This is a genomic window from Microbacterium alcoholitolerans (genome assembly GCF_050408615.1).
Classification (GTDB): domain Bacteria; phylum Actinomycetota; class Actinomycetes; order Actinomycetales; family Microbacteriaceae; genus Microbacterium.
Map to the genome: position 1 here is coordinate 1,334,857 of NZ_JBNTKD010000001.1, position 23,841 is coordinate 1,358,697.

General features: G+C 62.5%; 21 protein-coding genes. 4 read left to right on the top strand and 17 right to left on the bottom strand.

What is annotated here, in order from left to right:
• Positions 1–71 precede the first annotated feature (71 nt).
• The 17 genes from ACQUSX_RS06345 to ACQUSX_RS06425 form a co-directional block, all read right to left on the bottom strand.
• The gene (locus ACQUSX_RS06345; protein WP_428906108.1) at positions 72–1,232 is read right to left on the bottom strand and encodes a polysaccharide pyruvyl transferase family protein; all 1,161 of its coding nucleotides are present in this window, start codon (positions 1,230–1,232) and stop codon (positions 72–74) included.
• Positions 1,229–2,305, bottom strand: a complete 1,077-nt coding sequence (locus tag ACQUSX_RS06350) for a glycosyltransferase family 2 protein (protein ID WP_428906109.1) — start codon at positions 2,303–2,305, stop codon at positions 1,229–1,231. The genes ACQUSX_RS06345 and ACQUSX_RS06350 overlap by 4 nt, the downstream gene beginning before the upstream one ends.
• Positions 2,302–3,831: a lipopolysaccharide biosynthesis protein gene (locus tag ACQUSX_RS06355; RefSeq protein ID WP_428906110.1), complete on the bottom strand. Its 1,530-nt coding sequence runs from the start codon at positions 3,829–3,831 to the stop codon at positions 2,302–2,304. The genes ACQUSX_RS06350 and ACQUSX_RS06355 overlap by 4 nt, the downstream gene beginning before the upstream one ends.
• 64 nt (positions 3,832–3,895) lie before the next feature.
• Complete coding sequence (locus tag ACQUSX_RS06360) at positions 3,896–5,053, bottom strand: glycosyltransferase (protein WP_428906111.1); 1,158 nt, start codon at positions 5,051–5,053, stop codon at positions 3,896–3,898.
• On the bottom strand, positions 5,040–6,113 hold the full coding sequence (locus tag ACQUSX_RS06365; RefSeq protein ID WP_428906112.1) for an EpsG family protein: 1,074 nt from the start codon (positions 6,111–6,113) through the stop codon (positions 5,040–5,042). Before ACQUSX_RS06365 ends, ACQUSX_RS06360 begins: the two co-directional genes overlap by 14 nt.
• Complete coding sequence (locus ACQUSX_RS06370; protein ID WP_487250603.1) at positions 6,110–6,982, bottom strand: glycosyltransferase family 2 protein; 873 nt, start codon at positions 6,980–6,982, stop codon at positions 6,110–6,112. Before ACQUSX_RS06370 ends, ACQUSX_RS06365 begins: the two co-directional genes overlap by 4 nt.
• A gap of 47 nt (positions 6,983–7,029) precedes the next feature.
• The gene (gene tviB / locus ACQUSX_RS06375; protein ID WP_428906114.1) at positions 7,030–8,301 is read right to left on the bottom strand and encodes a Vi polysaccharide biosynthesis UDP-N-acetylglucosamine C-6 dehydrogenase TviB; all 1,272 of its coding nucleotides are present in this window, start codon (positions 8,299–8,301) and stop codon (positions 7,030–7,032) included.
• Positions 8,298–9,245, bottom strand: coding sequence for an NAD-dependent epimerase/dehydratase family protein (locus ACQUSX_RS06380; RefSeq protein WP_428906115.1), 948 nt, complete (start codon positions 9,243–9,245; stop codon positions 8,298–8,300). Before ACQUSX_RS06380 ends, tviB begins: the two co-directional genes overlap by 4 nt.
• A 37-nt stretch (positions 9,246–9,282) precedes the next feature.
• Positions 9,283–10,452, bottom strand: a complete 1,170-nt coding sequence (locus tag ACQUSX_RS06385; protein WP_428906116.1) for a glycosyltransferase family 4 protein — start codon at positions 10,450–10,452, stop codon at positions 9,283–9,285.
• A 72-nt stretch (positions 10,453–10,524) separates the two neighbouring features.
• Complete coding sequence (locus tag ACQUSX_RS06390; RefSeq protein WP_428907603.1) at positions 10,525–11,448, bottom strand: 1-aminocyclopropane-1-carboxylate deaminase/D-cysteine desulfhydrase; 924 nt, start codon at positions 11,446–11,448, stop codon at positions 10,525–10,527.
• Positions 11,441–12,550, bottom strand: coding sequence for a GNAT family N-acetyltransferase (locus ACQUSX_RS06395; RefSeq protein ID WP_428906117.1), 1,110 nt, complete (start codon positions 12,548–12,550; stop codon positions 11,441–11,443). Before ACQUSX_RS06395 ends, ACQUSX_RS06390 begins: the two co-directional genes overlap by 8 nt.
• The gene (locus ACQUSX_RS06400) at positions 12,547–13,569 is read right to left on the bottom strand and encodes an ATP-grasp domain-containing protein (RefSeq protein WP_428906118.1); all 1,023 of its coding nucleotides are present in this window, start codon (positions 13,567–13,569) and stop codon (positions 12,547–12,549) included. Before ACQUSX_RS06400 ends, ACQUSX_RS06395 begins: the two co-directional genes overlap by 4 nt.
• Complete coding sequence (locus ACQUSX_RS06405; protein ID WP_428906119.1) at positions 13,566–14,708, bottom strand: DegT/DnrJ/EryC1/StrS family aminotransferase; 1,143 nt, start codon at positions 14,706–14,708, stop codon at positions 13,566–13,568. The genes ACQUSX_RS06400 and ACQUSX_RS06405 overlap by 4 nt, the downstream gene beginning before the upstream one ends.
• Complete coding sequence (locus ACQUSX_RS06410; RefSeq protein ID WP_428906120.1) at positions 14,705–16,552, bottom strand: polysaccharide biosynthesis protein; 1,848 nt, start codon at positions 16,550–16,552, stop codon at positions 14,705–14,707. Before ACQUSX_RS06410 ends, ACQUSX_RS06405 begins: the two co-directional genes overlap by 4 nt.
• Before the next feature lie 136 nt (positions 16,553–16,688).
• A complete protein-coding gene (locus ACQUSX_RS06415) occupies positions 16,689–17,375 on the bottom strand; it encodes a CPBP family intramembrane glutamic endopeptidase (protein ID WP_428906121.1) in 687 nt (228 codons plus the stop codon).
• An 80-nt stretch (positions 17,376–17,455) separates the two neighbouring features.
• Positions 17,456–17,998, bottom strand: a complete 543-nt coding sequence (locus tag ACQUSX_RS06420) for a hypothetical protein (protein WP_428906122.1) — start codon at positions 17,996–17,998, stop codon at positions 17,456–17,458.
• A 137-nt stretch (positions 17,999–18,135) separates the two neighbouring features.
• Entirely contained in the window at positions 18,136–18,909 is a 774-nt protein-coding gene (locus ACQUSX_RS06425; protein ID WP_428906123.1) for a CPBP family intramembrane glutamic endopeptidase, read from the bottom strand.
• 93 nt (positions 18,910–19,002) lie between these two features.
• On the opposite strand from ACQUSX_RS06425, the gene ACQUSX_RS06430 reads away from it, so the two are divergent.
• From ACQUSX_RS06430 to ACQUSX_RS06445, 4 genes are read left to right on the top strand one after another with little or no spacing between them, the layout of a single operon-like run.
• Positions 19,003–20,427 (top strand): tyrosine-protein kinase domain-containing protein, encoded by a 1,425-nt coding sequence (locus ACQUSX_RS06430; protein WP_428906124.1) that lies wholly within the window; start codon positions 19,003–19,005, stop codon positions 20,425–20,427.
• A 6-nt stretch (positions 20,428–20,433) separates the two neighbouring features.
• Positions 20,434–21,318, top strand: a complete 885-nt coding sequence (locus ACQUSX_RS06435; RefSeq protein ID WP_428906125.1) for a hypothetical protein — start codon at positions 20,434–20,436, stop codon at positions 21,316–21,318.
• Entirely contained in the window at positions 21,318–23,093 is a 1,776-nt protein-coding gene (locus tag ACQUSX_RS06440) for a DUF4012 domain-containing protein (RefSeq protein ID WP_428906126.1), read from the top strand. The genes ACQUSX_RS06435 and ACQUSX_RS06440 overlap by 1 nt, the downstream gene beginning before the upstream one ends.
• A 28-nt stretch (positions 23,094–23,121) precedes the next feature.
• Positions 23,122–23,817 carry an arsenate reductase/protein-tyrosine-phosphatase family protein gene (locus ACQUSX_RS06445; protein ID WP_428906127.1) on the top strand — a complete coding sequence of 232 codons (696 nt, stop codon included), beginning with the start codon at positions 23,122–23,124 and terminating at the stop codon, positions 23,815–23,817.
• The last annotated feature ends 24 nt before the right edge of the window (positions 23,818–23,841 follow it).

Below are 23,841 nucleotides of genomic sequence, written 5' to 3' on the forward strand. Positions count from 1 at the left end.
CACCGATTGCCCATCCGTCAAACGGTGAGTATGAGAATCAATAGCTGTAGCCAGATACTCACAACTGCGCCTCAATCAACGGGCTTATAGGAGACACGCCCTAGTACTTGATTCTCCGGGGTCTTGTGCGCCCGCGCCGGATACGCTGTGCGGCCGGACGCTTGAAGGAGCGCGCTACGGAGCATGTCATAGTGCGAGGTCAAATCGGGCCCCACGACATCGTCGGGCGACATGTCCCAGAGTTCACCAATGGCCTGCGAAAGTGCCGCCTCGTCGAACGAGTCGACGAAGCGAACGTACGAGTGGTCCTTCAGCCAAGCGGCGTACGTGCCCCTGATCTTATGGTTGCTATTCGAGAGCACCACGACGGGGGTATGAGTCAAGACGGCGAAGATCATCCCATGAAGGCGATCGGTGACCATCACGCGTCGGCCGCTCACAAGATCCCAAAACGCCCTCAGTGTCCGCTCATATGTGGCCGGTTGACAGTCCGCCAGCGCAACATCCACAGTATCGCGCACGACAATGTCATCGGACTTCCGCGCCAAGAGTCGAAACAAATCCTCGTGATTATGTTCCGAGAGCGTGCCTTCCTTGTCGCTTCGCAACGACACCAGGATGCCCGCGCGGTCGTGATCCGGGCCCTCGTAGGGCACAGAGAGCACACTATCCGGCGTGCACTCCGCACGGACACCACGCAGCGACGACTTCATCCGATCCAACGATTCCGGCTCGCGCGCGAAGACCGTCAGGCGCGGGTGCGCGCGATACGTGCGCGCGCTGCGACGCAATGCCCGCTCACCACCAGGTGTGTCGGAAAACGCCATGGTCTGCGGAAACGACACGATGGGGTGCTTCGGGAATGAGCGCACGATGAAGCGGCGCGCGTTCTCGAGCGACGGGTAGATGTCATCCATGTTGCCGCCACCGATTATGGTGATGATGTCATCGGGGCCGACGACGCGCTTGAGTGCCTTCATTTGCCCATATGTCGCGGTACTCGGAAAAAGGAGCACCTCGTAGTCGGGCAGCGTCTGCTCGATGAACCGCTTCTGGGCGTAGGTGAGTGCCATATCGCCGAGGTTCTGGTAGAAACCAGCTAACGCGAGGACGACCTTCTTGCGACCCCGCCAAGGCTCGAGGTCGGGATGCACCGCCGGGCGCAGCGCAGCGAGCACCGGTCCCTTATACCGCTCTGGGATCGCGCGCTTAAGCCGGCTGAGAACAGTCATCCGCTGCTTCCTTTCCTGAGCTGTGCCGACACGAGGCGTGGACCTTCGGTAAGGGACTGCATCGCACGAATCGCGCGCGCGGGAAGCAGTGCCACTCCATACAGGCCACGCTTCATGGTGGCAGTCGCCCAGGCCGAGCGCCAATCGGCGCCACGGTGTTCCTGGGCATGGAGCAGCAGCCGGTCTGCCCCTGGCTGTTCGAGCATCCGGCGCATCCGTTGCGAGGCGTGCGGCTTCGTTGCGGCCGAGCGCGAAGCCGACCAGAGCGAAAGGCTACACGCACGCGCGAACCGTGTAGATCGCACTTCCCGATCCACCCCCCAGGCAGCGAGAAGCGAATCGACTGCGTCGATGGCGCGCATGTGCTTGCTCAGGAACGTCTCGTCGTGGGTCGTGCCGAGTGTCCGTCGCGGGCGTTGGACGTAGTGGACGAACGCATCGGACACGAGGACGGTTCGCTCTGCACGAGCAAGAACCTGCGCATTGAAGTCGATGTCTTCGATGAGGCTCAGCCCCTCTTCGAACACGATGCCCAGATCTTGGAGCCACTCGCGCCGGTAGATCTTGTTCCACGCATAACCGACGAGGTTGAGGAAGTTGTGGTCCGGCGGCCCATCATGCAACGGGCCACCGCGGAGAATCACCCACCCTGGCATCAGGCGCTTCTCCGATCGCACCAATTCGTCTGCACGATCATGGAAATCGACGTACGCGCCCGCAATCGCGACCTGTGATTCGGTCGCCTTGCAACTGGCGACCATTGACTCGACCATGGTGGGTTCAACCCAATCATCGCCGTCCACAAAGCAGATGAACTCCCCGGTCGCCGCACGCAGTCCCGAATTGCGCGCAGCCGAGAGTCCGCCGTTCTCTCTGCGCACGTGCACTGCCCGCGAGTCCTCAGCGGCAATACCTTTAATGACCTGCGGGGTCTGATCAGTCGATCCGTCGTCAACGATCAGTACTTCGATCGACCGCTCAGTTTGTGCAAGCAGCGAGCGCACACACCGAGCCAAGTACGGGCCCACGTTATACGCGGCAACCACGATCGATACTTTCGGTTGCGCTATCACGCGTTCCCCCTTCGACCTCGCCCGGCCAGGTGTTGCATCCGTTTCAGCAGCGCAGCGAACGCGTCCCTGCGGCGGAACGCTGCCCAACTCACCAGAGGAAAAACAATGGCAATGAACAGCGCCTTCCAGAGCAATGACAGTAGCGGGTCATCGGGCACCAGCTCGCCCAGTGCGAAGGTGCCCGCGGCGGTCACAGTCCACAGCAGGAATGCACCGAGCTGAAGCCCGAAGTACGGTAGCACGCGCCCGACCAGGTAGTCCCGAATCAGTAGCCATGGTTCGTACCAGGCGCCCGTAACAAGGCGAGCGACAGTTGGCGCCGCAATCACTGCCACCAGACCGAAGACTGGGGCGAATGCCAATGAGAGCGCGATGCACAGCGCAGCAGTGACCAGCATGACGAATTGGGTTCTGCGAAACAGACCGGTCGCACTTCGAAAAGACCAGAGCGGCATCACGGTGCCAACGACATAGAAGTTCAGTACCGCGGCGATCACGACTGGCAGCGGCAGGATGAACTCCGGTCCGAGCCACAGCAGCACGAAATCGTCGAGCAGTGTCACGAGGGAGACCGCGATGGCGCCATGTACCAGGAGCGCCAGCAGCACCGTCTCGTCGAAGACGTTGCGTGCCGCGCGGCGATCGCCGCTTGCGACAAGGTTCCCCACGCTAGGCGTCAGCGCAGAGAAGGCCACTTCGACGATCATCACTGCCGCCCCAACGATGAGCAGGTAGTTCGAGTAGTAACCGAGCGCCACCGTGCCAACGAGCAGCGACACGAGCAGCGACGTCGAGTTGCTCAACATTACGCCACCAATGCGATAGATCATCATCGCACGCGTGGACCGCAGGATCGAAGCGCGCTCTCCACGATCCAGCGCTGTCGCCCTCGCCCGGATGTACGGATAGATGCGACCTGCTCGGACATAGACGAACAGGTTGTTCAGCAGAGTGAAGAGGACCTGGATCACCAAGAAGAGCAGGAAACTGCCGACGAACATCAGGGCCAGGATCTGCGCCACCGAACGAACGACGTTGAACACCAGAGAGTAGATCTTCGTAAGGTAGATCTTCTGGTCTGCGTTCAGCAGCACCAGGCGATTGAGCATCAGGTAGCCGACGACGGTGTTAGCAAGGAGCACCGCGTAGTAAAGCTCAAGGTACTCGACCGTCGAATCGAGTTGCACGAGCAGATGCACGAATGGCATGGCAGCGAGCCCAACGACAGCGATGATTACGGCCACCCAGCGGAGCAGCCTGCCCGCGTACTGCACGATCGCAGCGGTTGCCTTGGCGTCCCCCTCCCGTAGCGGCTTGTACAGCGCATACATGAGCGCGCCGTTGATTCCGAGATCCGCCAACGCGAGCAACGCCATGAGACTCGTAAGCACAGCGTTGACACCGACCATCGCTACGCCAAGCTGCGCGATGAACACCGTCCGCGTCGCGAAACCCAAGAGGATGACGATGATTTGGACCAGAATACTTACCCCGGCGTTGCGCGCAGACTGCGCGGTGCGCGACATAGTGCTCACAGTGCGCCCGCCTGTGCTACGGCGCGCGGGGCGGGTGTTGGATGCGGGAGTGCGGTCACGTTGTCCGGGTGCTTTCGCCTGGCGTGTAGAGCGGGAGGAGCTTGTCCAGTGATGCTTCAACCGTGTAGCCGCGCGCACCGAGCGCGTCTTGTATCTCGGACGCAGTGGGGCGGTGCCGGAACCCAGCCTCGATCGCGCCCGCCCAAGCCGAAACGCTGTCGATCGGCAGATAGTTCAGCAGGCCGAGGCCCAAGTCGGCATCGCGTGTGACCGCCTCGGACACGAGGCAGGGGAGCCCTGTCGCCTGCGCTTCGACGAGGGTGACAGGCAGCCCTTCCCACAGACTCGGCATCAGCAGCGCATCAGAGCCGCGCAGGATCTCTTCGACGTCGCTGCGTAGACCCAGCATTTCGACCCGGTCCCCAAGATCCCTCTCATCGATCTCCGCAGTGATCGCTGACTGCAGCGATCCATGACCGACGAACTTCATAACGAACTCAACCTCGCGCGCGCGGAGCTCTTCTGCCAGCTCCACCAGAAAGTGATGATTCTTGACCGGCTCGAACCGCGCCACCGATACGAGTGTGACCTTCTTCGTTGTCGGCTCGCGGCGTTCGCGTGTCGCCGGGGCCTGCGGACGAAACCTCTTGAGGTCAACGGAATTCGGGACTATTACGCCGTCGTTCGCGAAGAACCTAGGTCCGAAAAGGTAGCGTCCGGCGTCCGGGCTGCACGCAACCCGCGCCGTTGCGTTTCGTCGGATAAGCCAACGCGCCGCCGCCCGGTACAACTGTTTCGCGACCCCCGTGCCAACATCCGAGGTGTTGTGCGCATGCGCGATCCTCACCGGCACACCTGCAACCCTCGCGGCATTCAGAACGGCGCCGCTGGCGAACAGTGTGTGCGAGTGAACGGCTGCGTAAGGGCCTTCATCTCGGATGAGCTGGGCGACAGCCTTCTGCGTCGAGCGAAAGTGGCTCGGGATCTGTGTCCACTTGCATTTCAGAATTCGTCCACCCAGTTCCTGGATCTCGCCGCTGAAGTCGGTCGCGCCGTGCGTGAACTCGAGGAAATCGAACTGAGTCTTGGTCTTGTCCAAGCCGCGATAGAGCGACATAAGCATCGACTCAGCACCGCCTCGGTTCATCGCTCCGACGACGTGCAACACTCTTATCGGCATCTCGCCCAATTGCTTTTTCTCACTCTCGTTCAAAGATCCATTGAAAATTGCTAAGGTTGCTCGTGTCAACAATTTGGATGTACATAAAGGTTGCATATAAGCAAAGCAGCGCGCCTCGAATAAATGCCCGCTCCCTTTGATTTGGTACCGCCGTAATTGAAACCAAGCCAAGCGCAAGGAAGGGAGCAACGTAGATCGCGAATCGGGCAATGTATGCACTATTCGCCGACGCTAAGTACGTCGCAGCGTAGATCGTCAGCATGTTCACGTAGAACCAAGCGTTAGCGTTAGTGACAGCCGCATTGTTCCGGAGGATCCAGAACAGTGCGATCGGCACAAACGCAAACGCAATGCGCAATGGACTAACGCTTCGATTCGCATAAATTCCATCGGCCACCCCGTCATCGCCTACAAACGCTCCGATCAGTTCAAGAATTTCGGTGAAGCTGACCATTCCGACAACCCCTAGTGCGAACACGGCAGCTTGGATTGGAATTGACGTTCGTTTGGTTGGCACAAAGTACATCAACAGTGCAACAAGCGCGCTCACGTGAAAGAGCATGGCGACGAGAACCACGACGAACCACCGGAATGGCTTCCGGTCGATGATGTAGCGGTGTCCAGCGAAGAGGATCGCGCAGGCGAGATACTGCCGGACACCGTTGAATGAGCCATGCCAGACGCCGGAAACGATGAGGATAGCGACGCTGAAAGCGAAGGCAGGACTCCATCGCCAAAGCGTACGCACCATCAATGTGATGGTGATGATCGCGGCCAGCCCGAACATCCCAGCACTTCCGGTCCCGACTACGTTTGAGAGCCAGGCAAGAAGACGAAGTCCGGGCTCGCCCATCAGACTTAACTTGTCGGGCAGCTGCTCGACATACGCGTCATAGGCGTATTCGTATGTCCAGTAGTCCGTTCCAACCCGCCACCGAAGCGCGGAGACCCCGGCGAGCACCGCGATGACGAGTACCGCGCCCAGCGTAAGCCTTCGGGGTAACGATACACCGCCGTCTCGCCTCTGCGCCCGGCGATCCCCCCAGCTCGCGAACAGCGTGGCAGCTAGAAACACGAGGGGGTATACGATCATGCAATCCCCGCTTCGGCGCGGCGTGCCTGCCAGCGTCGATACCACTGCTGTGCACGAAACGGCACGAGTACTTTACTGAGTTCCAAGACCGGTCGCACGTACCAACGAATGGGATACCCGAGCATGCGATAGCCGTTCACCATCGTCAGAAACGAATTCCACCGGACCTTCGCTGTGCGACGCCGGATGGCAGCCGCATCTTCTCGCACCATGTACAAGGGTTCGAGCAAATTGAAGCCGACCATTTCTAGCCGATAAAAGTTGAACCATAGATCAACATCTTGACCTCGCGAAGTACGCGTGGACTCGTTGTAGCCCCCGAGCTGCTCGTACACCTCTCGCCGCGCGAGGATCGTCGCGTGGCAGAATGGCACTCGACGGCGAAGAGTGTTTCGGTCGGGTCGTTCGACGGGGAGCACCAAGCTCCCCAAGCCAGAGTCATCGAACCGTTGCATCGATGACCCGACCAGGTGGATATCTGGATGCGACTCAAGGAACGCGACTTGCGTGGCAAGGCGCGTGGGTGTCGAGAGATCGTCCGCATCCATCCGCGCGATGAATTTGCCGCGAGCGGCCGACAGGCAACGGTTAAGCGTCGCGGGCAGCTTCATGTTCCGCTCGTTGGCTAGCACCCTGAAGCGACCAGGGTTCGCGGCAGCGTACTCACGGCAGATCTGTAATGTGCTATCGCTGGAATTATCATCGCAAATGATGAACTCCCAGTCGGTGAAGGTCTGCGCCAAGATGGACTCCAGCGCCTCACGGATCGTGCTGGCTGCGTTGTACGCACCCATGATGATTGATACCGTCGGCACAGGATTCTTCTCCGACTGTTCCTTTGTCATCCTTCTCGCCCTCCACCGCTCGATTCGTCAACACAACGCACTTAGTCGCTCGAAGCAGCACCCAGCCTCATTCACAGCCTGAGGTCGGCCTCCGCACGGGGAAGGCCGTGCTTCAGGTCATATAGAATGTGCGGATCGCGACCATACTGACGCAGGGCGTCGGCACCAGCTTCACGAAACTGCCGGTGCGCCACCGCGAGCACGATCGCGTCGTAGACCCCAGCCTCCGGTGAGTCAACGAGCGTCAGCCCATACTCGACTTCGGCCTGCGCTGGGTCAGCCCACGGGTCGTGCACATCGACCTGGGTACCGTAGTCCCGGAGCTCCTCGATGATGTCGACCACGCGCGAGTTCCGAAGATCAGGCGTGTTTTCTTTGAACGTCAAACCCAGGACCAGCACGCGAGCACCCGAAACAGCGATCCTGTCTTTCGTCATCCGCTTTACGAGCTGTGACGCAACGTACGCTCCCATCGAATCGTTCAGTCGTCGGCCGGCGAGGATGATCTCGGGGTGATATCCCACCGACTGCGCCTTATGGGTGAGATAGTACGGGTCGACCCCGATGCAGTGACCACCCACGAGGCCCGGACGGAACGGCAGAAAGTTCCATTTCGAACCGGCCGCGAGCAGCACATCCTCAGTGTCGATGTCGAGCCGGTTGAACAAGATCGCGAGCTCGTTGATGAGGGCGATGTTCACGTCGCGCTGAGTATTCTCAATCACCTTCGCAGCCTCAGCCACCTTGATCGACGGCGCGAGATGTGTCCCGACAGTCACAATCGACCGATACAGATGATCGACAAACGCGGCAGCCTCAGGAGTCGAACCCGAGGTCACTTTCATGATGTTGCTGACCCGGTGCTCTTTGTCGCCGGGGTTGATTCGCTCCGGGCTGTAGCCCACAGTGAAATCAACGTTGAACGACAAGCCAGATTCGGCTTCAAGCACCGGGACGCACTTGTCTTCCGTCGCGCCGGGGTACACCGTCGATTCGAAGATCACGACGTCACCGGGGGAGAGATTGCGACCGATCACCCTTGTGGCAGACAGAACCGCACCCAAGTCCGGCTGCTTGTGCTCGTTGACCGGTGTCGGCGTCGTCACGATGTACACGTTGGCGTCTGCGAGGGCTGACTCTTCGTTCGTGAACTGCACGCTGGCAGCGCGAAGCTCTTCTTCAGACACCTCCAGCGTGCTATCTTGCCCCCTGCGTAGCGCAGCCACCCGCTGTTCGTTGATGTCATAACCGATCACGTCGCGAGTCTTGCCGAACTCCACAGCAAGGGGTAAGCCAACGTACCCTAGGCCGAGCACCGCGATCCGCGTCTGGTCTTCGCTCATCGTTGACGACCTACTTTCTCGAGTCCCTGGAACCATGCGATTGTCGCGGTCAGCCCGTCTTGCAGGGCAACCGGCTCGACTTCAGGGAACAGTTGCCGAATCCGAACGCCATCCGACTGCGAAGCGCGCACGTCTCCTACACGCGGTTCGACGTGGTCGCGGGTCACCGAATGCCCGAGCTTCTCCTCGATCAGCGCCACGAGGTCAACCAGTCGCGTGCTCGTCCCGAAGGCGAGATTGACTGGGTCCGTGGAGACGACTCGCCGCTGGATCGCCGCGAACAGCGTGGAGCAGACGGTCTCGACGTAGGTGAAGTCCCGCGATTGCTGCCCATCCCCATGCACCGTCAGCGGCTGATCATGCAGCGCACCGCTTAGGAAGCGCGGGATGACCGCGGCGTAGTCGTGGTCGGCCGGCTGCTTCGGTCCGTAGACGTTGAAGAATCGGAAAGCAAGCGTCGCCAGGCCGTATGCGTACTGATACGCGAGGACGTACGCCTCTGCACCGAGCTTCGTCACCGCGTACGGGCTCATCGGCCTGGTCCAGTCGAACTCTGACTTCGGCAGCTTCGTGTTCGCACCGTACACCGAGCTCGACGAGGCGAACACGACGTACGCCGCGACTTCCCGGGCAGCCTCCAGGATGTTAAGAGTGCCGTTCAGGTTCGCGACGTGGCTCGCCACTGGGTCTTTGACGGAGCGCGGGACGCTACCGAGAGCACCCAAGTGCACGATCGCATCGACCCCCTGCACCGCCTGTCGAACAACTTGCTCGTCGGCCACACTCCCGACGATCAGCTCAACGGGTAGCCCGTCGAGGTTCGACTCACGCCCTGTGCTGAAGTCGTCGAGCACGACAACTTCGTGCCCTTCATCCAAGTTGGTGATGTGGGCTACAAGGTTGGAGCCGATGAATCCAGCACCACCGGTGATGAGCACCTTCATTGTTTCTTCCTCTTCCGTCGTCAACGAGATCAGCGAATCACCCAGACTGCGCGCGGGCGGCGAGTTCGGCCTCGACCGACTCTTCCAGATGCTCGGCATGAATCTGCCACACATGGTTCGCTTTACTGAACGTTGCCAGGGCGCGTTCGCGAGCGGCCGCGCCCAGCCGCTCGGCCAAGCCTTGCTCCGTGGCAAGACGCCAGATCGCATCCGCGAGGGTCCTCGGGTCGCGCATCGGCACGACCAACCCGGTGACCTCGTTCACGACCGCATCTCTCGCGCCCGTTGCGTTCGTGGTTACTGCGGGCACCCCCATAGCTGCCGCCTCGATGATGACCTGCCCGAATCCCTCCCTCAGCGTTGGCAAACAGAGCACTCGTGCTGCCCGCATATACGGCCTAGGGTCAGGCGTCGGGCCAACGACGTGGATCGGAAGGGCATCGGTCACGCTATCCAGCAACGCGCGGAGGGTATCGCTTTCGTAAGCGCCAACGATCATCACTGCTACCGGCCTGTCCTCCGCGATGAGAAGCTTCAACGCCTCAACGAGCGTATCCAATCCCTTGTCCCGATTGATACGCCCCACGAACAGCACACGTGGCAAGGTACGATGCTCGCTTAAAAACGCGTTCGTGCGCGCGTCGAGCTCGCCCATGTCAACAGCGTCTGGGCTGAACCGCTCCGTGTCGACGCCCAGGGCACTCCCTTCGCCGACAACGTGCACTCGGCGCGCCACGCCTTCCGTTTGCGCGAGCGTCGCAAGGCTATGACTGACGGCGACGACCTCTGTTGAACAGGATCCAATGATTCGCTCAACTGCACGATACACCAACCTTCGAATGCCGCGTTCAGTCTCGTACCGCAACCCCCACAACTCGTATATCCGCACGGGGATACCGTTCAGCTTTCCGGTGATCGATGCGACCATCGATGCCTTCGGCGTCGCATAGATGAGCGCGTCCGGGTGTAACGCGCGCAGGATGCGAAACATCCGCCACATCGAGACAAGGTCTTGCAGCGGACTCGGGTTCCGACGCATCGCGATCGCGATCGTGTTGACGCCTTCTTCGCGACCGACCCGCGCGAGATTCCCATCGTCGTTCGCGATCAACGTCACCTCCCAGCCGGCAAGGCGAAGGTGTTGGAGGTATCCACTGAGGAATCCAGCACTCCTGTCAGCCGTGACCACAAAACATACAGATCTCATGCCGAACCTCTCGTGGGGTTAGTGAAACCGGGTACACCGATACGGGACCGAGAATCTGCGCAGAATATCGCCCTACAATTCATCGAATCCACCGCCGCCCGATCCCATCTGCGTCAAACCATTCCACAAGCCGCCAGTGTGCCAAAAGAGAACGCGCCTCCCGTTCAAGAGACCGCGCTCTGCCCACTCCTTCAACGCCCACATGGCCTTTCCGGTATATGTCTCGTCAAGGGGAAGCCCGTATCGCCAGCCCAACTGGACTGTCTTACGCAGCTCCGGCGCACTGTTCGCGTAACCACCGGCGATGAAATCATCAAGAAAGGTGATGTCTAGACTTGGGGAGCCTGCCCACGCAGCGGCCTCAGCAACCGCCGCCGTGCCTCGCTCTGCCGTTCGGGCGACCGACACTCCAACAACGTGAATGTTACGACCCGTCTGCGCAGCTGCCGCAGCTATTCCTCCGTGTGTGGCACCTGTTCCAGAAGCGACAAAAACTGAGTCGAAGTCCGCGCTATCGAAGGCCTGAAAAGCAGCGTCACGATATGCGATCGCGCCACGTTGCGAATGGCAGCCTCCTGGAATCGTATGAACGCGATGTCCGTCGGCTTCAAGCGAAATTCGCGTCACCGCAATCTCCGCAGCGATGTCTGCTGGCGCCACAACGCTGAAGGTAGCGCCCAACGCCTGCAGGACACGTAACCCGGGTGCCTCCGCACCCTGAGATCTCTCATCGTGTAGAACGAGGTGCGCTCGGAGCCCACGCTGCGCAGCAAGCCACGCCACAGTTCGACAGTGATTCGAGTCAATCGCTCCGTTTGTGATGACGGCGGTCCGTGCGGATTCGAGCCAAGATAGCTCGGCGACCAGCTTGCGCACCTTGTTTCCCGCGAGCGGAAAAGGCAGCAGATCATCGCGCGCGATAAAAAGATCCACACCGAGCGCGTCTCCGAGCGCGCCCCAGCGTTCGATTCGCGCTGGTGGGACTTCCTCAATCATCAGCACGGCCCCACTTCAGCTCCATTCGCAACCGATCTGGGCCACTATCTCCGGCAACGCTGAACCCCAGCCGCTCGTACAAACGAATAGCGGGTTGGTTCTCGGGGTGCACAGTGAGCCAGGCCCCCAAGATGGAGGGATGACTCTCTAGCCATGTCAACAAGAGCCGCATTCCTGTCGACCCGAATCCCTCCCCATGCCGTTCTGGGTCGACCAGGACGTGCACCTCGACGGACGCTGGATCATTGTGGCCACGAATACCCAACATCACGAGCACCTTGCCCGATTCGATGTCGTAACCCACGAAATCCTTACGAAGGGTGGATCCGCGTGACTTCAGGATCCACTCACGCGTGCCCTCTACTGTGACGCCCACTGGAACGTTCATCTTCGCGAAGGTGCGCGGGTCCTCAAACCAGCGCACTCGAGTCTCGGCGTCGGCGACCTCAAGGCGGCGCAAGGCGACAACACCATCACTCGGATAGCTCCGCACGACGTCGAGTCGCTCGCCCGAGTCCCCCGCAATCACACTCACTCCGTCTATGCGGACCACTCTCTTGAGTGTGGTGAGGATAATTCGAGCATCGTCCAGAAGCGTTCCTGACTCTGCATAGTCAGCATCGATTCCCAGCCGCTGCTCCCACAGGACCCCATTCCGGCCGGCGACCTGGGCTGCACCCGTAATCCCCGGTCTCACCGAGTGTCGGAGCCGCTCTCGATCCCGATAGAATGGCAGGTACGCAGCCAATAACGGCCGGGGACCTACGAGAGCCATCTCACCGCGGAGCACGTTGATAAGCTGCGGCAGCTCATCGAGGCTGAGCTTACGCAACACGCGTCCTGTCTTCGTCAATCTTGCCGAGTCGGGCAGCAGCTTGCCATTGATGTCTCGCGCGTTCGACATCGTGCGGAACTTCAGGACAGAAAACGGTGCTTCTCGAAGTCCGATGCGGCGTTGTGTAAAGAACACGGGGGACCCCATCGTGACACGAACCGCCAGCGCGGAACCGACAAGCGCGAGTAGCACGAGTGGCGAACATAGCAGAATTAGGGCTGTATCCAGCGCACGTTTGATTCCGGCGCGCAGCTTAGGAGAACTCATACTGTCCGAGCCACCCCAACGAACTTGCTGCTGATGATGCCCGGCTCGGATTCCAGCCAGGCTTGCTTAGGAACAACGCCGGCCAACCACGCGACGTACGCCGCCGGAGTGTGGGCGCCAGCGAGATGCGAGAATGGGTATCCCCCGCCGAATCGCGGGTTCACGTCAATCACCCACGCTTCGCCATCAACATCAACCAAGACATCAACATCAATCGAACCGCGGTGCGGAATCGCAGTGGAAATACGTTGTCCCAGCGTTTCAAACTGGGCCGCGTCCACTGACACAGCACGGTCTGTCTCCCCGGCACGCATCGCGATCTTACGCCGCGCGAGAGTCGCCGCGTGTTTGCCATCGAGATCCGACACCACGTCTAATCCGAACTCCTCGCCTTGGACCCGGTCTTGCACAACGAGCGACTCAAATCTGTCGAGAGCGGACATCGATACCGGGCGACCGGATGCGTCCGTCACCTCCCGAAGAGCATCATGAATCATCTCGTGAAGAGTGTCAGCGGTCACCATCCGAAGCCCCCGGGATGCACTTCCAAAGCGCCCCTTCGTGACGAACTCTGTGCCGGCTCTGTCAAGCCCGTTGAGCGCGCTACTCGCAGTCTGTGTCCGGGGGACACGCACTCCATGCTCGAGCAATGCGCTTGCCATAAGCAACTTGTCCTCGATGACCCGATGTGTGTCAGCTTCAAGGCGAAGGAGGCGATCGACCCGCGGAAAGTCAGCCCGTAGCTTTGACCAACGCGACAACTCGAAATCGTTCACGCTGACAGCCAAGTCGACATCCTCGCCTAGCAAGACGTTCGCAAGCCAGGGTTCATACCCGGAGTTCACTACCGGCGGTGCAACGAGGAATTTGTCCGCTGCGTCGCGCGACGCTGCATGCCGATCGGAGTCGACGACCACAACTCGACCGGAGACCCCGTTGAGCTGGAACGCGTGTTGGAACCATTCAACTAGATACGGTCGACGTCCGGCGGACGACAGTAGCAAGGTCAGCGATTTCACACGGACTGCTTCTCGCCGAGATACCTCGAGATGATCGTCAGGACGCGCTCACGCTGTTCATCGGTCAGCGCCGAGCCGCTCGGCAGCGTTAATCCGATTTTGAACAGGTTCTCCGAAACGCCGTTGAGCGTGCCACGAGAACCAGCAAATATCGGTTGCAAGTGCATCGGCTTCCAGAGCGGACGGCTCTCGATGTTGTCGAAGGCGAGCGCAGCCGAAAGATCAGAAGGCGCCCAGCCTGTGACCTCCGAGTCGACCAAGATCGATGTCAGCCACACATTGTCGTCTTCGTCGTCGTCCGCGCCGAAGACCTCGACGCCGTCGAGATCCGCGAAGAGCTGCTTGTACAACTGGCGCATCTCGCGTCGCTTCGCGATCATCTCGTCCAACCGCGAAAGCTGCGCCCGACCGAGCGCCGCCAGCAAGTTGCTCATTCGGTAGTTGTAACCGATGTCGGTATGCTCGTAGTGAACAACAGGTTGCCGGGCCTGCGTCGCGAGGTAACGAACCTCTTGGGCGAAGTGTTCGTCGTCGGTGAGTAGCATCCCGCCGCCCGACGTCGTCATGATCTTGTTCCCGTTGAACGAGACGACTGACGCCCGGCCGAAGCTTCCGGCCGCCCCCTCGCTGTGCGTTGCGCCGAGCGACTCGGCCGCATCCGCAAGAACCGGCACCTCGTACTCCTCAGCGATGGCAAGGATCGAGGTGTAGTCCACAGCCTTGCCCAGCAAATCGACCGGGACGATCCCTGCAACCCGTTCACCCGACGCACGTAATGCTGCGAGCGCCTCGCGCAGCAAGTTCGGATCCATATTGCCGCTTGTCGGATCGGCGTCGATGAAGTACGGCTCGGCACCCGTATACACGATCGCGTTAGCGGTAGCCGCGAACGTCATGGTCGCGGTGAGCACGATGTCACCCGGGCCGACGCCCAGCGTCAACAAGCCGAGATGGAGAGCCGCAGTGCCCGAACTCAGGGCGACACCGTGAGCCACGCCTACTCGAGCGGCAAGTTCGCGTTCGAATGCGTCAACGTCGGGTCCGAGCGGCGCGATCCAACCGGACCGCATTGCCGCCACAACCGCGTCCTCCTCGAGCTGCCCGACATCGGGAGACGACATGTAGATGCGTTCGTTCACTTGGTCGTCGCTTCTTCCTGCTCGAGACGTAGGGGCTCAATGATCGCGGTGTCATTGTTGCGCGGCTCAGCGAACATGCGCTCTTCCCAACCGCGCTTGTCCAGACGTTCCGGTGAGATCGGGTCGGCCCGGGTATGGGCAACCTTTGGGTGGAATGGCTTTTCAAGGTTCTCACGACCGCCGACAAGTTCTTCGTGCAGCTTCTCCCCCGGTCGCAGACCAGTGAAGATGATCTCAATCGCTTTTCCCGACATCGCGATCATGCGCTTGGCGACCTCGAGGATCGACACCGGCTCTCCCATGTCGAGGATGAGTACTTCGCCCGCGCGTCCGATTCCGCCGGCCTGGATCACGAGTTGACATGCTTCCGGGATGGTCATGAAGTATCGCGTTACGTCGGGATGCGTGACTGTCAGCGGTCCACCAGCCTCGATCAGCGCCCGGAAGGTTGGAAGCATCGACCCACGGCTGCCGATCACATTTCCAAATCGCACGGACAAGTACCGTTTGCCGGTCTCCTCCCCAGCCCATGCGGTGAGCTTCTCTGCCACACGCTTGGAGTGGCCCAGCACGCTCGTCGGATTCGCCGCCTTGTCTGTGGAGACATTCACAAAGGTATCGACGCCGACCGACCGCGCAGCATTCAGCACATTGAGGGTGCCGAGAACGTTAGTCTTCCATGCCTCATCCGGGTACTGCTCGAGCATGGGCAGGTGCTTGAGAGCTGCCGCGTGGAACACTACCTCTGGCCGCCGGTCGGCGAAGATCGCCTGCAGGGTCTCTGGTTCGCGGATATTGGCAAGTACGACGTCTCGAGAATCAAGCAGTCCGTGTCCGGCGGTGCCCAGTTGCGCGAGCTGGAGGCCGGTCTCATCACGATCGAGCATGATCAACTCGCTCGGACCGAACTTTGAAAGCTGCCGGCAAAGTTCAGACCCGATAGACCCACCCGCACCCGTGACGAGCACGCGTTTGCCGGTCACGTAGCCGGCGATGAGCTCAACGTTCGTGTCGACCGGTGTTCGACCGATCAGATCTTCAATGCTGATGTCGCGCAGGTCAGAGGCGGACTCTTCGCCCGACATCAGGCTGCCGAGCGACGGAGTAACCGATACTCGAAGTCCCGCCTTCTCGGCACGGTCTGCTAGAGTGCGCAGCAACACGCTGTCCGCCCGGGCGATTGCGATCACGAGTACTTTCGCACCGGTCTGCGCTGCCACCGCCTCGATGTGTTTCGTCTTGCCGACGACGGGCACACCTCGCAGACGAAGGTTCTTCTTGGCAGGATCGTCATCGAGGATGCCGACCGGCCTGATCGGCGAGGCCGGATCCATGGTCATCGCACGCAACACCATGTCGCCCAACGCTCCAGCGCCGACGATCAGGGCCGGCGTGACGGCATCCGCGTGCTTCACGGCCCGATCGCGCAACAGACGAGACGTGTAGCGCACGCCGAACATCAGCAGCAGGACACACGGGAACGCGAGGAACATCGTTCCACGCGGCACCCCGAACGCGCTTCCCAAGATAATGACGAGAATCGCCAAGACCGCTGTCTCGATGACCACCTGGAGGGTGAGATCGCGCACCTCTTCGAAGGAGCCGTAACGCAGGCGACCACGGAATCGCACCACCGCGTAGCCGAGAAGCACCTGCAGACCCGCCGCGAGCAGACAAAGCGCCAGCGTGGCGAGCCATCCGGTCGCGGTCAGATCGAACTCAAAGCGGAGCAGCACAGCTGCGAAGATGCCTACCACCCAGGCGAGACAGTCAGCCGCGACAACGGCAACGCGCCGTCGTCTCTGTACCGGTGTCAACTTGTCCAGCGTCGAATCCGCTTCCATCCGCCAACCATTCCGGCCACGCCGAGCGTGCCCCCCTCTGGAATGCACCTCGCCCCCGGGTGCAACATCACAATCGTTTCCCAGCATAGTGAATACGAGTGAACTGAAACGCCACATGACATGGGCGAAGGCCGCCTCACCACAACAGCAAGGCGACACCGATCGCATTATGGACGGCGTGCGCGATGATCGCCCCGACAAGCCGACCCGTCATCGCTACAAGCAGGCCGCACACCACGCTCACACTGATTGTCGAGACCAACAATCCCGCGTTCATCACGCCCGTGGTGAGGTGCGACAGGACGAACACCGCGGTTGACATCGCCACCGAGACTCCGGCCGCCACTGCCGCACCCGACGCGTGCAGACCATCAGCCAGCGCACGCTGCAGGACACCGCGGAACAGCAGCTCTTCGATGAACGGCGACACGGCGACGGCGACCAGAAGCGACAGCGCCATGGCTGGAACAATGCCGCGACCGAGCGAATCGGTCGCGGTGCCCATGGTCGGTGACACCAGTTCAGTGATCGCTCGGACGACGAGCCCCGCACAGACGCCCATGCCCAGATCCCGCAGTCGCGGGCGGGTCAGACCTGTCGCGCGCCTGAACCCGGTCGACGTGGTCAGGACCGGCACACACACCGCTACGGCCAGGATCGGAACGGTCGTCGCCAGCGTCACCACGACGACGCGTTCGACACCGGTGACCGGAAACGCCGCGGCGATGTCGCGAAGCACCATGCTCACACCGACACCGATCAGCGCGAGTACGACCGCCAGCCAAGGACGGCCGAACACCTCGGGTAGAAGCACGGAAGACACCGGCCTACCCGGGGGATGGGCCGGGGCGGCCGGTGTCTTCGGAGTCAGTGGATGTCTTCGGAGTCAGTGGAACTGCTCGATCAGCTGTTGTTGCTGCTGGAGCGACGACGCGCTGCCGCGGTAGCCACCGCGATGCCGCCGAGACCGATTGCGCCGACGCCGGCCCAGATCGCGCCGGCCGGAACGTCGCCACCCGTGGTCGCAAGCCCATCCGAGTCGTCGCCCGGAGTGATGGCGGCGCCGACCACGACGTCGATCGAAATCGGCTCCATACCTGGAGCTGTGACGACGACGGTGAACGTGCCGTTTCCTGCCGGGGTGAAGACCGCCGAAGCGGTGCCGTTCACGACGGGCTTGTTCACAGACAGGTCGACAGTGGACGCCGAAGCAAAGACCATGGATGTGAGCGTGGAACCGGCCGGGGCTCCGTTGACGGTGAAGGTGACCCCGGTGATGCCTTCGGGAACCCGCACCGTAAGAGTCACAGGCTGACCGGCGACCGGCGTGGTGTCGCTGGCGGTGACCTCGGGCTCGTCCACCGGGTACTGAACGGCGCCTGCCGCTGATGCTCCGCCGAGGACGAGAACTCCGGCGAGCGCGAGGCTCGTAACAGTCTTCTTCATATGCATCCCTAACTTTCGTGTACAAGGGTTCGTCGGCCGCACGCCGCACCGCGGCATATGCGCGGTCCCCCCGTGTCACTCAAATACTGTCATAGACCGAGACCGGATGCGACCCACCGAGACCTATTCACCGATCGTCAGCTCCAGTACGTGCCGATCAGAGCCAGCGCCACGAACGTCACGTTCATGACGAAGTGCAGTACGACCGCGCCCCAGATCCGTCCGGTGACGAAGACCAGCGCTGCGCTGACCACGCCGATGATCAACGGGCTCGCCCACGCCTCCCAGCTGACGCCGGTCGTCCACGCGTGAGCCCCCACGTACGCGGCCGTAGACAGCGTGACAGCCACCATCATTGCGGGGACTCGACCTGCCATTCGCCGCACAACCGAATACGCCGTCACCAGCAGCACACCGCGGAAGAACAGTTCTTCGATGACGGGCGCGAACAGCAGCAACGAGCCGATGTCGCCGAGGAGCCACGGGTCGCCCACTCTCTGCCGCGCCGTCGAGTAGCTTGGAAACGCACCATCCTCTCCAGCCGCGACGGCCAACCAGCCTTGCACTACTCGCAGCGCCAGTCCAGCCCCCAGCCCGTAGAGAATATCCACGGCACGCCATCGCAAGAGCGGGCGCGGCTTGGCGCGCAGGAACGCGATCACTATCGCCACGAGCATGCCGACCAGCACGACCATGTTCGCGACGATCGGTGCCACCGCTCCCGCACTGAAACTGCGGATCGCCGCCGCGACGAGCAGCGTCAGCCCAAGCACGACCAGGGCGATGGCCAAGAGAGACTCGTCCCATCGCTTCACCGTGCGACCACCGTCGCGCCAGTCACGGCGGCGACGGATCTGCGTGGGATTCAGAGTGGAACGCAACTCCGCAGGGGTAGTGTCGTCGACGGTCACGCCCCTAGGTTACCGTGACGCCTTCGCGCCGCCGCCTCGCTCGCCACGCGTACGCACTATGGCAGGATTGACGAGAATACCGACAGGGAGCCCATGGAACTGCGCGACTATCTTCACGTCCTGCGTAAATACGCAGTGCTGATCGTCATCACCACCCTCGTCGGCGTCGGCGCTGCGGCCGTGTGGTCGCTCACCCGCACACCGATGTACACGGCCGCAAGCACCGTGTACGTCTCCACCCAGACCGGAGAGTCAGTCGCCGAGCTGCAGCAGGGTCAGACTTTCACCCAGGCGCGCGTCGCGACGTACGCCGCATTGGCTACCACTCCCGTCGTGATCGACCCCGTCATCACGGAGCTCAATCTCGACGCGACCGCCGCCGTACAGGCGAGCCGCGTAACCGCGACGGCGCAGACCGGCACCAACCTCATCACGATCACCGTGACGGATGCCGATCCCGCCCAGGCCGCAGAGATCTCGAATGCAATCGCCGGCAGTCTGACGACGACGGTCGAGAGCCTGGACACACTCGACGGTCAAGAGTCCAGCCCTGTTCGCCTGACACGCGTGAAGAATGCGCTGCCGCCTTCGCAGGCATCCAGCCCCAACGTCCCTCTGAACCTCGTGCTGGGCCTCCTTCTAGGTCTCGCCGCCGGGGTCGGCGTCGCGATGCTGCTCACCGTGCTCGACACCAAGATACGCACGAAGCGCGACGTCGAGCACATCACCGAGACCCCCATTCTCGGCGCGATCCCGTATGACTCGAAGTGGAAGCAGCGCCCGCTGATCATCCAGGTAGACCCGCTGAGTCCCCGCGCCGAGGCGTTCCGGTCGCTGCGCACCAACCTGCAGTTCGTCGACTTCGACGGCAGGCAGAGCTTCACGATCACCTCGTCCATGCCCTCCGAGGGCAAGAGCAGCACGGCGATCAATCTGGCCATCGCCCTCGCTGACGCGGGCAAGAAGGTGGCTCTGCTCGACGCCGATCTACGCAAGCCCAAGGTCGCCGAGTACTGCGGCATCGATGGTGCGATCGGCCTCTCTGACGTGCTCATCGGCAGCGTGCGCCTCGGCGAGGTGATGCTGCAGTGGGGCGAGCGCAGCCTGTTCATCCTTCCTGCGGGCCGTATTCCTCCGAACCCGTCCGAACTGCTGGGGTCGTCGCGAATGACGCAGCTTCTGGAAGCGCTCGAGCGCGAGTTCGACGTCGTCATCTGCGACTCTCCCCCGCTGCTGCCGGTCACTGACGCCGCATTGCTGTCCAAGGCCACCAGCCGGGTCATCACGGTCGTCGCTGCCGGCGAGACGACCAAGCAACAGCTGGCCGCCGCGATGGCGGCACTCAACAGCGTCAGCGCCGAACAGGCCGGCATCGTGATCACCAAGGTTCCCACTCGTGGCGCCGACGCGGCGACCTACGGGTACGGGTACGGGTACGGCGAGCAGCGTTACGGCGACGAGCCCGACGCCCAGCCCCGTCGTCGCCGGCGCAATGCAAGCGTCGAGGACAAGGCGTGAGCACCGATGCCCGCTTCGCGCACAGCTCGTAGAGCCCTCTCCGTCGTCGTCATCGCAATGCTCGGTGTGGTGGTCGGCACCTTGAGTGTGATGGCGCTGACGAATTCGGGCTCGGCTCCGACGGCGTCCTCACCTCCGCCCTCGATGTCAGTGATGCCCGAGCCGAGTGCGACCGCGACTCCGGCTGTCACAACCCCACCTCCCGCCGCGCCCGTCGCCCGGTCGGAAGAACGCTTCCTGTCGTACTCGGGAACGAATGGCTGGCGTGCGATCGCCGGTTCCTGCGGCGGTGAGCCACCGCTGCTGCAGCGCGTCGATGGCGAGGGCACCTGGATCGACGTCCAGCCCCGCGAGTACGCCCTCCGCCAGATCGCTTCGCTCGATGCGCACCGCGACGGCGCCGAGTTGATCGGCGGAGTCGACGTCGATTGCGACGCAGCATCCCTGCGCACCTTCAGCGCCGGCGATGCCTGGATCTCGTACGAGGGCGCCCTCTCGCGATCCCGCTACGTCGACCTCGCCGATCCTGCCCGCGTGCACCCCGGCGACGATGTCGCGGCGGCGCCCTGCCCAGACGCGACCGGGCTGCGTGCAGTGGGCGACGTCGTCGCCCTGATCTGCGATGGCCAGGCGTGGCAGCAGAACGAGACCGCGTGGACCGCGCTGCCGACGAAGAACGTCAAGGCGCTCGCGATCGACGATGGCGATCTCGTTCTCGGGCACGTCAGCGACAACTGTGCCGGGCTGACCATCAGCCGGGTGTCCGCCGACTCGGTCACGGTGGTCGGCTGCGCCGAAACCGCCGAGACCGACGAGCCTGTGGCCCTGGCGATGAGCAGCGACGGTGTTGCGGTCTGGACAGGCGACAGGATCGTGGTGGTGTCTGACTGATGTCGGTCTTCTCAGGAATCTCTCCTGCACGGGAGCGTCGCATCGGCCGCATCGTCGGCTGGACGCTCTCGGTGTTCCTCATCGCCGCTCTCGCGGCCGCGATGTGGGTGACCTTCCGCGGCATCGCTGCCGCCCAGCATCTGCAGGCTGCGCGCGCGCAGATCAGCAATGCGGCCGAGGCGATGACCGACCCGGATGCTGCCGCCGTGGCCATCCGTGAGCTGGCCGAAGACGCACGCGCCGCGCGAGAGCTCACGAGCGATCCGATCTGGAGGGCGAGCTCGCAGCTGCCGTGGGCGGGACCGCAGCTCTCGGCCGTTTCGACCATCGCCGAGACGCTCGACGACATCAGCACCAGCACCCTCACGCCGCTCGCACAAGTGCTCTCCTCGGTCGACCTCGATTCGTTCCGGTTCACCAACGGAGGCATCGACCTATCGGCGTTCACGTCAATCCGCACCGCAGCCGATCAAGCCGCGACGGGCATGGCGTCAGCATCCGAAGCACTGAAGAGCATCGATACCAGCCCGCTCGTGCGCCCGCTGCGCGAGATCGTCGACACCGCCGTCATTCAGGTCGACAACGCGTCGAGTGCGGCCAGCACGCTGCAGCGCACCGCCGAGCTGCTGCCGACGATGCTCGGCTCAGATGAGAAGCGCACCTGGCTGCTGCTGTTCCAGAACCCCGCCGAGCTGCGCTCACTCGGCGGCATGCCCGGGGCGACGGCTGTGGTCACCGCCGAGCACGGCAACGTCAGCCTGGTCGAGCAGGGCACCGCCGGAATCCGTCGCTACGCGTCGCCGGTGACGGAACTCGACCCCGACCTCACAGCGCTCTACGGCACCCGGCCTGCAGTATGGTTCTCGGGCACCACTGTGCTGCCCGATTTCTCACTGGCCGCACCGATCGCGAGGGAGATGTGGCAGCGCGAGCACGGCACCGACGCCGATGGAGTGATCTCGCTCGATCCCGTTGCGCTCTCGTACCTTCTCAAGGCGACGGGACCCATCACGCTGCCGACCGGTGAGACGCTGACGTCTGACAACGCCGTCGACCTGCTGCTCAACCAGGTCTATCTGCGTTACCCCGACCCCGCCGAGCAGAACGCGGTGTTCGCGCAGGCCGCGGCGGCCGTGTTCCAGACCCTGGTCAGTGGCAGTGCGGAGCCGTCCGAGGTGCTCTCGGCGCTCCGTCGCGCGGGAGACGAGCGTCGCCTGCTGCTGTGGAGCGAGCACGAAGACGAGCAGCGGGTGCTCGAGGAGACCACGCTCTCGGGGCATCGCCCCGTGACCGACGACGATGCCGCACGCTTCGGCATCTACCTGAACGACGGTACCGGTTCGAAACTGGGCTACTATCTCGACGTCGACCCGCAGCTCACCTGGGACCGCTGCGGAGCCGATCAAGTGACGTCCGAGGCGACGCTGAAGCTGACCCTGACCAACACCGCTCCTGCAGACGCTGCCACCAGCCTTCCCGGCGCCATCATCGGCGGAAGCTATGGGGTGCCCGCCGCGACGCTGCGCGTGGTGACCTACATCTACCTGCCCGTCGGGGCGAATCTGCTGGACTCCGGGCTCTCGGGAGACCTGGGCTTCGGCGGTGGACGCGACGGCGACTACCGCGTGATCAGCTTCTCGACAGACCTCGCGCCGGGCGACTCCACGACGGCTTCGCTGACGGTGTCTCTGCCGAACGCGAATCCCGAGAAGATCATCGCCGACCTCACCCCCGCCTTCGGCGCAACCTCGGTAGTGACCACCTGTGCGGGCTGAAACGCTTCGATGGCTCTAGGGTGAGATCGTGACCGCGAACGCCTCCGTTCCTCCCGCCGGGATCAGCCGACGTGAACTGCGCGAGCAGCGGAGGCGGAAGATCATCGCCGCGGAAGCTGAGGCCGGCCCGGTGACCATCCTGTTCGTCTGCACGGGCAATATCTGCCGCTCCCCCATGGCTGAAACCATCCTGCGGGCACGACTGGCAGACGTCGCGGTGCGAGTGCACAGTGCGGGTACACGTGCGCTGATCGGCCACGAGATGACCGAGCCGGCACGGATCCTCGCCATCGAGTCCGGAGCCGAGCCAGACGCCACATCCGCACACAGGGCTCAACTCCTCACTGAACCGCTGATTCTCGACGCGGATCTGGTGCTGACGATGACTCGAGACCACCGCTCCCATGCGGTCCGAATGGTGCCGAGCCAGGTGCGTCGCTCTTTCACGGCGCGCCAGCTCGCACGGCTCACTTCCGCTCTGAGCCCCGAGGACATTCGCACGGCGGCGGGCGATGCCGGCAACAGCCCGCGAGCCCGCCTGACCGCCGTCCTGCAGCATGTCACCACGCAACGCGTGTACGCAGCGACTCCGACGGCCAGCGCGGACGATGACGTGATAGACCCGTACCGCCGCTCACCTGAGGTCTACGCCCAGTCGGCAGCGCAGCTCATCCCCGGGTTGACGGAGCTGGAACGCTTTCTGCGTATTGTTCTCGGGGACTGAACCGCCTGCGAGGAGTCCTATTGA

What these genes read in the sequence shown, in the direction of transcription:
- ACQUSX_RS06345 (WP_428906108.1), bottom strand. Translation starts at nt 1,232, where the DNA reads ATGACTGTTCTCAGCCGGCTTAAGCGCGCGATCCCAGAGCGGTATAAG.
- ACQUSX_RS06355 (WP_428906110.1), bottom strand. Translation starts at nt 3,831, where the DNA reads ATGTCGCGCACCGCGCAGTCTGCGCGCAACGCCGGGGTAAGTATTCTG.
- ACQUSX_RS06365 (WP_428906112.1), bottom strand. Translation starts at nt 6,113, where the DNA reads ATGATCGTATACCCCCTCGTGTTTCTAGCTGCCACGCTGTTCGCGAGC.
- tviB (WP_428906114.1), bottom strand. Translation starts at nt 8,301, where the DNA reads ATGAGCGAAGACCAGACGCGGATCGCGGTGCTCGGCCTAGGGTACGTT.
- ACQUSX_RS06380 (WP_428906115.1), bottom strand. Translation starts at nt 9,245, where the DNA reads ATGAAGGTGCTCATCACCGGTGGTGCTGGATTCATCGGCTCCAACCTT.
- ACQUSX_RS06385 (WP_428906116.1), bottom strand. Translation starts at nt 10,452, where the DNA reads ATGAGATCTGTATGTTTTGTGGTCACGGCTGACAGGAGTGCTGGATTC.
- ACQUSX_RS06390 (WP_428907603.1), bottom strand. Translation starts at nt 11,448, where the DNA reads ATGATTGAGGAAGTCCCACCAGCGCGAATCGAACGCTGGGGCGCGCTC.
- ACQUSX_RS06395 (WP_428906117.1), bottom strand. Translation starts at nt 12,550, where the DNA reads ATGAGTTCTCCTAAGCTGCGCGCCGGAATCAAACGTGCGCTGGATACA.
- ACQUSX_RS06410 (WP_428906120.1), bottom strand. Translation starts at nt 16,552, where the DNA reads ATGGAAGCGGATTCGACGCTGGACAAGTTGACACCGGTACAGAGACGA.
- ACQUSX_RS06420 (WP_428906122.1), bottom strand. Translation starts at nt 17,998, where the DNA reads ATGAAGAAGACTGTTACGAGCCTCGCGCTCGCCGGAGTTCTCGTCCTC.
- ACQUSX_RS06430 (WP_428906124.1), top strand. Translation starts at nt 19,003, where the DNA reads ATGGAACTGCGCGACTATCTTCACGTCCTGCGTAAATACGCAGTGCTG.
- ACQUSX_RS06435 (WP_428906125.1), top strand. Translation starts at nt 20,434, where the DNA reads ATGCCCGCTTCGCGCACAGCTCGTAGAGCCCTCTCCGTCGTCGTCATC.
- ACQUSX_RS06440 (WP_428906126.1), top strand. Translation starts at nt 21,318, where the DNA reads ATGTCGGTCTTCTCAGGAATCTCTCCTGCACGGGAGCGTCGCATCGGC.